This window comes from Devosia sp. MC1541 (genome assembly GCF_012847305.1).
Classification (GTDB): domain Bacteria; phylum Pseudomonadota; class Alphaproteobacteria; order Rhizobiales; family Devosiaceae; genus Devosia.
The window spans coordinates 1-13,034 of the sequence record NZ_JABBDZ010000003.1; the positions used below are offsets into that span (position 1 = coordinate 1).

General features: G+C 55.4%; 12 protein-coding genes. 2 read left to right on the forward strand and 10 right to left on the reverse strand.

What is annotated here, in order from left to right:
- On the forward strand, positions 1 to 428 hold a 428-nt coding region (locus HKD40_RS04410; RefSeq protein WP_210257022.1), incomplete at its 5' end, for a transposase.
- Positions 429 to 709: 281 nt separating this feature from the next.
- Here HKD40_RS04410 and HKD40_RS04415 read toward each other — a convergent pair.
- The 10 genes from HKD40_RS04415 to HKD40_RS04460 all read right to left on the reverse strand — a co-directional run bounded on the left by HKD40_RS04415 (position 710) and on the right by HKD40_RS04460 (position 10,891).
- Positions 710 to 2,839 (reverse strand): Wzz/FepE/Etk N-terminal domain-containing protein, encoded by a 2,130-nt coding sequence (locus HKD40_RS04415; protein ID WP_169194525.1) that lies wholly within the window; start codon positions 2,837 to 2,839, stop codon positions 710 to 712.
- A gap of 37 nt (positions 2,840 to 2,876) precedes the next feature.
- On the reverse strand, positions 2,877 to 3,674 hold the full coding sequence (locus tag HKD40_RS04420; protein ID WP_169194526.1) for a metallophosphoesterase: 798 nt from the start codon (positions 3,672 to 3,674) through the stop codon (positions 2,877 to 2,879).
- Complete coding sequence (locus HKD40_RS04425) at positions 3,671 to 5,110, reverse strand: O-antigen ligase family protein (RefSeq protein ID WP_169194527.1); 1,440 nt, start codon at positions 5,108 to 5,110, stop codon at positions 3,671 to 3,673. The genes HKD40_RS04420 and HKD40_RS04425 overlap by 4 nt, the downstream gene beginning before the upstream one ends.
- Entirely contained in the window at positions 5,107 to 5,781 is a 675-nt protein-coding gene (locus HKD40_RS04430; protein WP_169194528.1) for a hypothetical protein, read from the reverse strand. Before HKD40_RS04430 ends, HKD40_RS04425 begins: the two co-directional genes overlap by 4 nt.
- 113 nt (positions 5,782 to 5,894) lie before the next feature.
- Positions 5,895 to 6,296 (reverse strand): hypothetical protein, encoded by a 402-nt coding sequence (locus HKD40_RS04435; protein WP_169194529.1) that lies wholly within the window; start codon positions 6,294 to 6,296, stop codon positions 5,895 to 5,897.
- A 659-nt stretch (positions 6,297 to 6,955) separates the two neighbouring features.
- Positions 6,956 to 7,435 (reverse strand): Wzz/FepE/Etk N-terminal domain-containing protein, encoded by a 480-nt coding sequence (locus HKD40_RS04440; RefSeq protein ID WP_169194530.1) that lies wholly within the window; start codon positions 7,433 to 7,435, stop codon positions 6,956 to 6,958.
- A 42-nt stretch (positions 7,436 to 7,477) separates the two neighbouring features.
- Positions 7,478 to 8,269 carry a metallophosphoesterase gene (locus HKD40_RS04445; protein ID WP_248305923.1) on the reverse strand — a complete coding sequence of 264 codons (792 nt, stop codon included), beginning with the start codon at positions 8,267 to 8,269 and terminating at the stop codon, positions 7,478 to 7,480.
- The gene (locus HKD40_RS04450) at positions 8,269 to 9,708 is read right to left on the reverse strand and encodes an O-antigen ligase family protein (protein WP_169194532.1); all 1,440 of its coding nucleotides are present in this window, start codon (positions 9,706 to 9,708) and stop codon (positions 8,269 to 8,271) included. The genes HKD40_RS04445 and HKD40_RS04450 overlap by 1 nt, the downstream gene beginning before the upstream one ends.
- Positions 9,705 to 10,142, reverse strand: coding sequence for a hypothetical protein (locus tag HKD40_RS04455; protein ID WP_169194533.1), 438 nt, complete (start codon positions 10,140 to 10,142; stop codon positions 9,705 to 9,707). The genes HKD40_RS04450 and HKD40_RS04455 overlap by 4 nt, the downstream gene beginning before the upstream one ends.
- Before the next feature lie 347 nt (positions 10,143 to 10,489).
- Complete coding sequence (locus HKD40_RS04460) at positions 10,490 to 10,891, reverse strand: hypothetical protein (protein WP_169194534.1); 402 nt, start codon at positions 10,889 to 10,891, stop codon at positions 10,490 to 10,492.
- A 1,082-nt stretch (positions 10,892 to 11,973) separates the two neighbouring features.
- On the opposite strand from HKD40_RS04460, the gene HKD40_RS04465 reads away from it, so the two are divergent.
- Positions 11,974 to 12,972 carry an extracellular solute-binding protein gene (locus HKD40_RS04465; protein ID WP_169194535.1) on the forward strand — a complete coding sequence of 333 codons (999 nt, stop codon included), beginning with the start codon at positions 11,974 to 11,976 and terminating at the stop codon, positions 12,970 to 12,972.
- The last annotated feature ends 62 nt before the right edge of the window (positions 12,973 to 13,034 follow it).

Here is a 13,034-nt window from a genome sequence, read left to right on the forward strand (position 1 = left end):
CCGGCAAGAGCGGTCGCCGCGTGGCCAGTGCCTTTATCGCCACGGCCTTCGCTCAGGAGACGCCGGAGGCCGCCAGCACCCAATGGCGCGCCGTTGCCGACCAGATCCGTCCGCGGGTGCCCAAGCTCGCCACCATCATGGACGAGGCCGAGCACGACGTCCTTGCCTACATGAGCTTCCCCAGGGAGCATCGGGCCAAGCTGCATAGCAACAACCCGATAGAACGGATAAATGGCGAGGTGAAGCGGCGGACCGAGGTGGTGGGCATCTTCCCCAACGAGGATGCCATCGTCCGGCTCGTTGGCGCCATCCTGCTTGAGCAGAACGATGAGTGGGCTGTGCAGCGCGCCAGATACATGACGCTGGAATCCGTCGCCCCGTTGAGCGATGATCCCCTCGTCAGCCTGCCGGCAGTCCCCGCACGCTGACCAACCCGGCCAAGCCGGATATGCGTGGAGGCCCTGCCTCAGTTACACCACGCCGAGGGACACGATCGTCTTGTTTGGCGTTTTCACACTTCGACAGCCCAATCAACAGTGGAGGCTGGCGTCATAATCAGTGTGTCGGGGGGTAAGAGCGCGGCGAAGTCGCTAGCGAAGTGCGAACACTTGGCTTCATACTGCGCTCTGGCCTGCGATATCAGGATTGGGGGGCAAAATGCCGGAAGACTAGCGGTGTCTACCGGCGTTCATGCGGGATTTTTGCAACGTTATGCCGTGTAGTAACCGCCGTAGCGCTTGTTATAGTAGCGCGAGCTGAACCCTTCTTGCTGGTTCAAAATTGACAGAATGACCGGCGGATAATCGCAAGCTTCCACCAAGCGTGACACAGCGCGCTTTGCTTCAGATTGATTTGTTGCTGACCAGCGCGTGACGAACAGGATAGCGTCCGCATACGGCGCGACATGCGTTCCGTCCACAACCGGGCCGATAGGCGGCGTATCTATGATGGTCACGTCAAATGACGAACGGCAAGCATCAACCAAGCGACTAAAGTCATCTGACATAACCAACTGGTCAGTCGGTATATCTGAACTGCGCGATCCGAGGAGAAGCATGGCCGTCGTCTTTGGATCGCGTACCGCCATTTGCTTTTCCGGAGAGGTGCCGAGAAGCGTTTCCGCCAAGCCGGTCCCGGGCTGCAAACCAATGTGTCGATGCAGCGATGGTTTTCTCATGTCGGCGTCGATGAGGATTGTTCGCTTCCCGCTCAATGCGTATGCGCGCGTGAGGGAGAGGGAAATGGTCGACTTGCCTTCACCCGGCGAAGTCGAGGAGATCATGATGACGATGCCCTTGCCTTCTTGTGCGGTTCCACGACGACGCACGGCATTGTCTATGCCAGAGCGAATGCGGCGCACGGCTTCTGAATAGATCGACAACGGCGCATCGACGAGCATGTCAGCCACTGAATGGCCGTCCGTTTGGTCAAGGCCTTTTTGGCGCGGGATTTCTGCCAGGACAGGAACTTTGAGTACGGACCCGACTTGATCCTCGGAAGTAAAGCCCCCCAGGTAATGCTCATAAACGAACGCCAGACCAACACCCAGGCCCAGACCGGCAAGGCCCGCCAGAAGCAGAATAAGGCGAGGATTTGGGAAGCTGGGCGCCATAGGTGCGAGCGCTGGGGCGACGATGCGACTGTCTGCAACCTGCAAATCTGCCTGCACCTGCAGATCGGAATTGCGAGCCAACAATGTTTGATATTGGGCCCGAACCAGTTCGCTCGACTGTTGAAGGGCATAAAGTTGGGTGAGGATATCCACCGGCAGGTTAGAGTCCATCAGGCCAGACCGCAGCTCGCGCCGCAAGCTATCGGCCTGCGTTTGCAGCGTCGGCAATTCTGCACGCAAAGCAGCGAGTTCAGAGCCGGCTTGCAGGCTCATGCTGGCTTCGAGCTGTTCGAGCTGTTCGCGCAGATCGATTGCGGCGATTGACCCCGAATCCGTATCCGCCAATTGGCGTGCCAGCGCTGCGCGCTGCTCATTGAGGCTGTTGATGGCATCAGACTGTAAGGTTGCGACAAGGTCGCTCCAATTACGGGTCTGTAGCGAGGCTTCCACTGCGCCAGCGAGAGTGGTTACTTGCTGATTGCGAGCGATTGTCTGAGTGAGCTGATTGCGCAGCTCTCGAACGCTCTCAAAACCTTCTTGCCCGGCCATTCGGTCAATATTGGCATTGATGAAGTCGTCAAACGCGGTTTCGCTCGCCACCAGCAACTGCTGTGTCTGTTCAAGTCTTGCCGAGATAATTTCCTGCGATGAGCTAATCGTGGAAATCTTAGAACGCAACTGCTCTTCGATATAGGCGGCTGAAAGGGCATTCGCGAGATCAGCCGCGCGCTGAGGGTCTTCGGAGGTTACACTTGCCGAGATCAGGTATGTCAGTCCGCGCCGCTGAACACGAACTGCGTTCGAGAATTTGGTCAACACCTGTTGTAGGGGATCATCAACACGCTGGGTATTATTCCCAGGCAGAAGCGAGCGAAGGAAAGCGCCTATGCCCGCCCCACTGCCGACGGTCACGCCAAACTCAGGGTCATCGATCAGGTTCTCATTCACGATTACGCTGAGCAGCACCGCGTTGGATCGGAGAATTTCCACTTCACTGTCAACACGCGCGTTGTCTGCCGATGAACTCGTGGCAGCAAAGTCCGCTTCAAGAAGATTTTTGCGGGAGGTGTCCACCATGACGAGACCGGTCGCGGTGTAGACAGGGGTCATGGCAACCAGAGCCAAAATTGCCATGCCCAGAGTTACAACCACTGTAAGGGCGATTAGGCGAATACGGCGCCGGAGCAGATTGGCGATACCCCGCAAATCGATTTCGACTTCGTCCACAGATACCATCCCCCATTGGTGCGCCAGTTGCGCAATATTATACGTCGGTAGAAGTGTTTAGGACGCGCGGCGGCGCGTCACTTGCCAAGCGCACAGCGCTCAGAATGCCAGTCCGGTAAGCGCCCGTATCAACGTTGATGCGGCCGCTATAAATCTCGGGTTCTGGAACAATTTCATGGCCATGCACGACCAAGGCGCCATCGCTTCGCGTGTCGTCGCGCTCGCCGGTGTACCAGAGAATATCCTTCTCTTCCTGCGCGTCTGGCGACACGCCGGGACGTCCCCCTGCATGCATAAATACGGCATGGCCGACTGAAATCGAGAGCGGTAGAGCGAAGAGGAACTTTATGTGCTCTGGTGGGAAGGACGCCTGCACCAAATCCGCAATGCGACGGGGATTGCCAATAGCGCTCTGAATTTCTCTTTGGCCGATCCCATAGCTTCCTAATGTTTCCATGCCACCAAAGCCGAGCCAACGTTCGAAAATCGTGCTATTCGACATTGCGTCGCAAAGCGTTGTTTCATGGTTGCCTGCTAGTGCGAGGCGGCTCCATCCTTCTGGCGTTCGCGAAAGCATGTGATCGATCACCTGCGCGGAATGTGGACCGCGGTCGATCATGTCCCCGAGTTGTACTATCAGCTTGGGGCCGCCAGTATTGGCCTCGTGCGCAACGATTTTCGCTTCAAGCTGCCGGAGGAGGTCGAGGCGTCCGTGAACGTCGCCGATCGCATAGATAACGCTATATTTCTGCTTAAGGACATCGCGTGAGCGAGCTGAGATTTCGCGGTCGCTGTGCTCGTTGGCAAATAGCGTGCGGATGCGCTCGAAAATCATTTCGAGATCTCACCTTGAGCTTGGCTAGTCGTAGATTTTGTTCTGAAATCGAGACCCAAGCCGACAACAAATAGCAGCATGAATACTACGCCTTGTATCTCCATCGAGAAATCGACCAGCGAATGCACGCCAACGACAATGATGGAGGCGAGCGACAACGTGGGAAGCCACCAGTCATCGCGGCGCTGTGTGATGAGAATGATCAGGCGTGTGCCAAGTGCTGCAAATATTAGAAGCGGCACGCTTCCGAATATTATGCCAAGCTCGCTCCACATCGTCAGATAGGAATTGTGTGCCTTGTCCCAGATAAGGTCCGGGCTAACCGGCCAACGATGATACAGCGGGTAGACGAGCTCAAAAGTGCCAGCCCCAGTACCCCAAAGCCAATGATTTTCGATCATTTGGAGTACTTGGATATAGAGCAGTTGGCGCACGTCTGCATCGACCTCGGTGCTGCCGAGGCGCTCAAGAGTGCCCCCGCCATATACAAACAGTGCGACGCCAGCGATTGCGGCAAAGGCCAGCAGGCCCAGCAACCCTTTTTGTCTTTGCGCGAGCTTGGTCTTTAAGGATGCAATCAACACCACCACGGTTGCGCCAGCGATAGCAGCGCCTAGCCCCATACGTGACTGGCTTGCCAAAAGTGCCGCGAAAATAAGGATCGTACCGACGACCTGCAGCCCAACCCAGACGAATTTCTCATCGGCTCGCGGTAGACGCTGGCCGCGCTCATTTCTCCGGCTCAGTGCAGCACGCAGCGTTAATCCCACACCCAGAACAAACCCGATGGCTAGAAACGTGCCGTATGTATTGCGGTTCACGAATGTGCCGACAGCTACCCCGTGGTAGGCCCACTTTTCAAAGAACAGCAGGCTGTCGTTCCACAACGTGAGTGCAATTAAGCCGAAGACGGCGTGTGCGATGATTGCTGCAAATGCCAACTCGGCCATGACTAGGGCGCGATTGCGGTTGGCTGAGATCTGCAGCACCAGGAAGAAGAATACTACGTATGCCGCGTAATTGAGTGCGGAAAGCACAGTCACTCCGGCGGCGGCACTTAACTGAGCAACGGGGTAGGAGTTGCCGTCCACGTCGGTTAGAGCTGCAGTTCCGCCCCACATGGTGGCGGGTACGGTCTGGAAGAGAATGAAGCCACCGAGAAGCACGGCGAGAATGGTCTCTGCACCAAGCGATGAGATACCAACGCGCAATGCCTGCTTGTTTAGCAGTAAAGTGAGCGCATAGGCGAAACCTATCACACTCACCAAACCAGCATTGAGACACCAAGCGACAGGCCCGTTAGCGCCCAGTGGAATAGGGGCGGCCGCTGTGAGTAACACCAAGCAAAATGCCAGAATTGAGTTTGGTCGCGATGAGCGGATCTGAGCTGCTGTGGAAGATCGGCTGGGTGCTAGTGGGGTCGGGATGTCGGTCATGGCGCCACCATCCCAAACTCCAGCGTAGCGCGGCGGACATTGTTGAGAAACCGCGTTTGATCTTCAGGTGGAAGCTTCTCGACGATTGATGTGATCCGTTCACGGAAATCCGGCTGGGTCACATAGCGATGCGCGACTGAGGCAACCCCTCTGCGAGATTGCGCTAAGAGTTCGAGATCTTGTTCGTGTCCGGCCTGCGCTTGGGGTGAGAGCGAAGAGAAATGATCCTCCGCCAATTGCACGCGCCCCTCGGCGATCCACTGCTCATGGCGGCCGATTTGCTGCGCGCTAATTAGCGCGGCATCACCATTTTCCGTTAGAGCAAGCTGGTATGAGAAAAGCGATTTTGCGTACCACCCCAAGGCGTAACTTGGCATGGCTTCCACAGTCTGGTTAGCAATGTCTAGGCAAATGGCGCGTGCGCGCGCTGTGCGCTCTTCCGGCTGGAGCGCGCCGTAAAGCCCGCCAACAATGTTGACACAGCGGCGCAGTAGGTCGTCGGATGCACGATATGACAGGCTAGGTGAAACTTCGTCAGCGAGCACTGCTTCAAAGAAGTCTGGGTCGGGGATGCCGGCTTGTACTAAGCTCGAAAGCTCACGTTGACCGACCACAACGCTCGTAGCCAACAGCGAGCCAGTGACGAAAACAAGCATGACTCGACTAAGCATACGGCGTTTCCGAGTAGGTACCAAGTACACCCGGTACGGCAAGAAGGTAGTAAGGCAATGCTTTAGGCGTGACCGAGGCAGGCTCGATCACGCAAAGCGGGTTAAGCGTCAGATCAGTTTGGGCTGGCTGCCGACGCAACTTGAAGGACGTTCTGAGGAACGGTACCGCCAGAGCTTACAACGGTAGCGATCTGGGTGAAAGCTGCAGCCTGAGCTGGGCTAGAAGCATACTGCACCGCATTGTTAGCCGCTGCCGCTATAATGGCCGGTGGTACGGATGGCGAGCTGACAAGGGCCGAAACTAGCGTACCAACAGCAGCACTAACCTGCGCTGGAGATAGACCTTGTGCGCGAAGTGCTGCAACATAGCCGTTCTGTGCTGCAATACATGCATTGGCGCTAACCGAGCAGGCTGCAACAACAGATGCTTGGGTAACGGCCTGAGCGTGTGCTGGTACAGAAAAGGCTACGGTCAGAGCAAGGGCGGCGAGCCCGTGCTTCAAAACAGTTTTCATAAGAAACTCCTGCCATAATTTATTTCAAGCATAGCAGGCTCGAATAGATTGTCGCAACTCAAAATTCTTCGGGATCGCGCTGAGAAGCGTTAGCTGTGCTGTCAAAACGGGAGTGGCGAGTCTTAGTGGTCGGTTTTTATTGGAGTTTTCGATATTGTAACACAGTGTGAGGTGAGTGTTCTTGCTTAGGACACCCTGCATTTTATTCTTATTGGCGCACTAGCGCGATGCTTGATTGGCTCTTCTCGCGCGCGTACCCAGCGCTGAATCATTCGAATTAAATCGTGAGCGTCCTCATTGTCGGGGCCCGCATTGAGGAACTTGCTGTCGATACGATCGTCGAGCCCTATGCCGCGCGCCATGTCCTGAACATTTGCGCCTGTCTGCGCAGATGTCGGCAATCTTCGAGATCGAAGTGATTTATTCGCTATATACGCGTTGGGCTAAGAAATAGTCGCGCGTGTTGCGATATTCGGCATGAGGGCAGGGTGCGAGGATGCCGATGGTGTTGTTTGGGGCGTTGCATCCCGTAGCAGCGATACCCTCTACGCTCATCGCACGATGTCGGCGGTCGGTGCCTTCGGCTCTGGCCTCAACAGGCGACGCAGGGCTTCTCAGTCCTGCGCGGTGTTGAACGGACCAGCTCTTCCGAACGACGATCAGTAGCCGTGGGTAATAAGATAGGTCAGTCCACGGCGTTGCACCCGAACCGCATCGGTGAACTTTCTGAGGACCTGTTGAAGTGGGTCATCAATGCGTTGCGTGGAGTTGTTTGGCAGAAGGGCGCGGAAGAAATCCCCGATGCTGCGGCCCCCTTCTGAAACGCCGAATTCAGCGTCATCAATAAGGTTTTCATTGACGATCACAGACAGCAGGACGGCATTGGAACGCAGGATTTCGACTTCGCTATCCACGCGAGCATTATCCGCCGACGGAGCTGTCGCAGCGTATTCAGCCTCGAGCAGGTTTTTGCGGGACGTGTCGACCATCACTAGGCTTGAAGCGGTGTAAACAGGCTTCATAGCGACTAAAGCAAGAATTGCCACGCCGAGTACGACTGCAAGTGTAAGGGCAATCAGCCGAATACGGCGTCGCAGTAGATTGGCGATACCGCGCAAATCGATTTCGACTTCGTCCACAGATTATTCCCCCAGTCACACGCCAATGGCGTTTTTTATTCTCTATGTAGCAGTAGCTTGAATCGTGCGTGGCGGCACATTCTTTTCTAGTCGAACGGCGCTCAAGATCCCTGTCTTGTAGGCGCCCGTATCGACATTGATGCGGCCAGGAAAGATTTCGGGTAGTGCCACGATTTCATGCCCATGGACGATCGTTTTCCCATCGGTTCGGATGTCGTCGCGCGATCCGGTGTACCAGAGGTAGTCGCGTTCCTCCTGAGCGCCGAGGGCAATTCCTGGGCGGCCGCCTGCGTGCGCAAACACGAAGTTTTCGACAGTCAGTGTTAGCGGCAGGGCCAGAAGGAACTGAATGTGCTCAGGGGGCACGACAGTTTGGAGGAGTTCGCTGACGCGTCGCGAGTTTCCTAGCGCACTTTGAATTTCGCGCTGTCCAATGCCGTAGCTGCCAAGGGTCTCGACGCCGCCAAACCCAAGCCAGCGTTCAAACACACGGCTGTTGTGTAGGGCTTCACACAGCGTAATTTCATGGTTGCCGACAATGGCGCGGCGATGCCAGCCTCGGGCAGGGCGCGAGAGCATATGATCTATTGTTTTAGCTGAGTGAGGGCCGCGGTCTATCAGATCACCGAGCTGCACAATGAGCTTTTGGCCCCCGATATGGTCTCCATCCGCCAATATCTTGGCTTCAAGTTGCTTTAGAAGATCGAGGCGACCATGCACGTCGCCGATGGCGTAAATGACGCTATAGGTGTCGTTAAGTGTTTCCCGGGCTCTTGGGGCTTTCGTTCCCTCAGTTTTTGGGCGGCCGAACAAAGCTTTTATTCGGTCCAACATCAATTTTTTGCCTCGCGCAAGGGGGCGGGTTCCGAACTCTTGGCACGAAAGTCTAGCCCGATCCCAACGACGAAGAGTAACATCAAGACCACGCCCTGAATCTCCATCGAGAAGTCGACGAGTGAGTGCGTCGCAACCACCACAAGTGCAGACAACGACATGGCGGGAAGCCACCAGTCCTCGCGGCGCTGTTTGATGAGAACAATCAGGCGCGCGGCGATGGTTGCGAAGATCACCAGCGGTATTGTGCCAAAAACGAGGCCCAGCTCACTCCAAAGAGTAAGGTATGTATTGTGCGCCTTGTCCCAAATGAGATCGGGACTGACTGGCCAGCGGTGAAATAGGGGGTAGACGAGCTCGAACGTTCCGGCGCCGGTTCCCCACAGCCAGTGCGCCTCGATCAGTTGCACGACCTGCGCATAGAGTTGCTGGCGCACGTCAGCGTCAGCTTCTGTACTGCCAAGGCGGTCTAAAGTTCCGTCGCCAAAAACGAAAAACGCTAGGCCCGCAACAACGATGAAAGCGAGCATCACCAAAAGTCCTATGCGCTTTCGGGCTAGGCTGGTTTTCGTCAACGTAATTATGAGGAGGACGGCGCCGCCGGCCAGTGCGGCTGCTAGTCCCATTCGTGACTGACTTGCGAGCAGCGCTGCAAGAATAAGAACCGTGCCGACCAGTTGCAGCCCGACCCATACGAATTTCTCGTCGGCTCGCGGCAGGCGCTGGCCTAGAGTGCTCCGCTTGTTCAGCGCCGCTCGAAGCGTGAGGCCAACCCCAAGCACAAACCCGATCGCGAGGAAGGTGCCGTACGAATTGCGGTTGACGAACGTCCCGGTTGCAACGCCGTGATACGCCCACCTGTCGAAAAACAATAGGCTGTCATTCCAAAGCGTTAGCGCGATTAGGCCCAGAACCGCATGCGCAATTATGGCCGCAAAAGCGAGTTCTGCGAGGAACAGGGCGCGCTGACGATTAGCGGACACCTGGATGACCAGGAAGAAAAACAGCACGTAGGTAAAGAAGCAGACAGCGGAGAATATTGTCATGCCGACCGACGCGCTGATTTGGTTCAGAGCGTAATTGTTGCCGTCGATATCGACCAGCCCCACACTCCCGCCCCACAGAGAGGAGGGCAGGATTTGGAAAATGATGAAACCGCCCAAAATGGTCGACAGCAGGGTTTCGGGTAGAAAGCGTGATAGCCCGACGCGCAAGCCGTCGCCTGTGAACATCAGGGCAAGGCAGTAGATAAGGCCGATCAGGGCGACAATGGTCCCGTTGATCGACCATGCCACAGCGTTGTTGGCACCAAGCGGGATAGGGGCAAAAGTGGCAAGTGTGATCAGGCCAAATGCCAGTGCACCATTGACCGCCGAAGCGCGCGGTTGGGTCGATGACCTTGAGCGATTTCTCAGGAGTATAGTGTCAGCAAGTGTCATGGCATGACCATGCCAAATGTTTGAGTTGCGCGACGAACGTTGGTGAGGAAACGCACCTGGTCTTCCGGCGGTAATTGTTCAACGATAAGGGTTATGCGCTCGCGGAAATCAGGCTGTGTCGCGTATCGACGCGCAACTGAAGCCACGCCCCGTGCGGATTTTGCGAGCAGTTCAAGGTCTTGCTGGTGCCCCGAAAGCGCTGCGGGAGAGAGCGTCGTAAAATGGTCTTCGGCGAGTTGGACCCGGCCTTCGGCGATCCATTGTTCATGACGACCGACATGCTGCGCTTGCACCAGTGCGGCCTCGGCTGCTTGTGGTTGCCCGAGCTGGTAGGAGAAGAGTGACTTGGCATACCAGCCCAAAGCGTAGCTCGGCATTTGGGCAACAGCGTTGTCCGCGGTTTCTAGCAATTGAACCGTGCCAATTCCTGCCATTGCTCAGGCTGGAGAGCTCCATAGAGCCCGCCTGCGACGTTGATGCAGCGTCGCAAAATGTCATCTGTAGATCTGTAGGAAATGGCTTGAGATTTATCGTGACCAAGGAGTGTTTCGAAAAAGCTCTCGTCGGTCGTACCCACCTGCATTAGCCCTGACAGCTCTCGTTGTCCCACAATCATGCTTGTCGCAAAAAGCGAAAAGGAGAGAAAGGCAAGAGTAACGCGGCTAAACATTGGGCGTTTCCGAGTAGGTGCCAAGTACACCCGGTACGGCAAGAAAATAGTGATTTAGCTTGCATTTGTGACCGAGTGATTCTCGGTCACAAATTTCATGGCGCAATCAAATCAGTTTGGGCTGGAAGACGATGCGACCTGAATAACGTCTTGGGTCACAGTGCCACCCGAGCTTACAACTTCCGCGATCTGTGTAAACGCGCTTGCCTGTGCAGTGCTTGCTGCATATTGAACCGAGTTCTGCGCTGCTGCGGCAATGATGGCAGGTGCGACAGTGCCCGAGTTAACCAGAGCAGCAACCACTGTGCCGACAGCTGCGCCAATTTGCGCCGGTGTCAGGCCCTGTGCACGCAAAGATGCAACAAACGCGTTCTGCGCAGCTATGCATGCGTTTGCGCTAACTGAGCACGCTGCCACAACGGAAGCTTGAGTGACAGCCTGAGCATGGGCGGGAATTGCAAAGGCTACGGTGAGAGCAAGTGCGCTTAAGCTGCGCTTGAATACTGTATTCATCGGATACTCCTGCCAGGATTTTGGGTGCATCATATCAGCAGTGAATACGTTCTAGAACTCAGATTTATCCATTTCATTGCCGGTTGAATGAGTTGATCGGAATTTTCTCGTCTGATTGTATTTGTGAATATCACCTAATACGTTTCAGTTTTAGACTTGATCGTCCTTAAATTTATTTATCCAAGGATTTTTGCTGGTACATCTATATGTTTGTTTTTGCTTGATTTTTAATATTGGAGAGTGCGACTCTAGTGCCTTATGTGTCGCTATGTTTCGTGCGGGCACGCGCTATATCTTTGAGTAAGCACGTTCTTGGCTTCCGCGGGAACGCAGAGCTGCGTGGGTGGTGGAGGATGAGATGTTAAAATTGCGCCGGCCTGTGCAGTCCGTTGCGCATGCAGTTTTGGTGCGCAGATATCCATTTTGATTCCGCGATACTCTTCGCTGCGTAACCATCTGGATTGGTCGGTGGGGCGTTCCGCTCCTGCGCTTGGGCGTGTCGCGGCCATCGCTTCTTCACGGGATTGTCAGGGGTTGCGAGTGTGTTTGCGCTCTCGCAGCGCCGCCGCGGCTGTGTAAAATGCTGTCAAGCTTAGCTGATTGAGAGCGATATTTGCCTAACGAATAGTCGGAAAGCGTGGTGGGTGAATTTTTTCGCATCCCCCCCCCATGGGAGCCTCTTGCTGTGCTCAGCAAATGTATGCAAGTATCCCAGCGTACACGTTGTATACAGGTATCCGTGTGTGCACAAATGGAGGGAACCCCTGAGTCTCGTCACGGAATTTGTTCGATCAACAGCAGTAGCAGCGACGGTTTGTCGTCAGCGTCTATTGCCAGTTGGTCAGGGCTGGATTTTTGACCGGTGATACTTGTGGAGGTGTGTTTGGGTCAGAGGTGGAGGGAAACACTGACGACCTGCTGGACGATGCTGGGTTGCATCGCCCGGTCATGGCTAGGCAACGGGCCACGCACTCTGCGAGTTGAACCACTCGTCTCGATCCGATTTTTACATCGTATCTGTTCTGCTGCTTCCGGGCAGGGTGCTGAGCGGTGTGTTTCAATATAGAGAATGTGAGACTATCGTGAATATCAAGACCCTTCTTCTCTCTTCTGCTTTCGTTTTGGCTGCGGCGCCTGCCTTCGCCCAAGACAAAGAAATCACCATCCAGATCTGGGGCTCGACCTGGGAAAATGGCCTCAAGGCCATTTCGCAGCAGTTCGAAGCGGAAACCGGCATTAAGGTCAATGCGGTCACCCAGTCCTCGTCGGGTGAGGGTCTCGTCAAGCTGCAGGCAGAGCGCGCTAACCCGTCGGTTGACGTGTGGTTTGCAACCAACACCATCGCCAGCGAAGCGGGCCAGGACCAGGAACTCTTCGTCAAGATCCCGAAGGACAAGCTGACCAACAGTGGTGAACTGATCCAGGGTGCGATCTCTGATGATTGGGTTGGTATTTATTACTACCCAATGGGCATCGTTTATGACGCTGACGTCGTGACCGTGCCGCCGACCTCTTGGGAAGATCTCTGGAAGCCAGAATATAAGAGCCAGATCATCGCGCCAGCGATGTCGATCTATTCGGGCTCGTTGCTGATGGTTGCAAACCAGATCAACGGCGGCACCATCGACAATTTCGATGCTGGCTTTGAAGCTCTCAAGAACCTGAACGAGAACGTTTCGCTCTATTATTCTTCGGACTCGCAGGCTCGTCAGTCGATCGTTCAGGGTGAAGGCTCGATCCTTATCGGCCAGAGCTCGCACATGAACGCGATCGCCAAGGAAGGCCTCAACATGAAGATGGTCGCGCCAAAGCCGGCGCCGATGTACTTCGACGTTATGATGATGACCAAGGGCGACAGCCAGGACGAAGCTGCGCAGTTCGTCAACTACATCATCTCTAAGGGTGCGCAGGAAGAAATGCTGGCTCGCGTCAACATGGCGCCTGTAAACAAGAATGTTGCCCTTCCTGAAGAGCTCGCAGCAGCCCTCCCAGCTGATGGCGACGGCTTTGTTATGGACGGCCGCCTCGTCAACGAAAACGTCAGCGACTGGACTGTGCGCTTTGACGAAATCGCCCGCTAACCCCTAAAGACATTTAGGTGTTGCGATAGATCAGGTGGTTCGCCACCTGATCTTTTTTATAT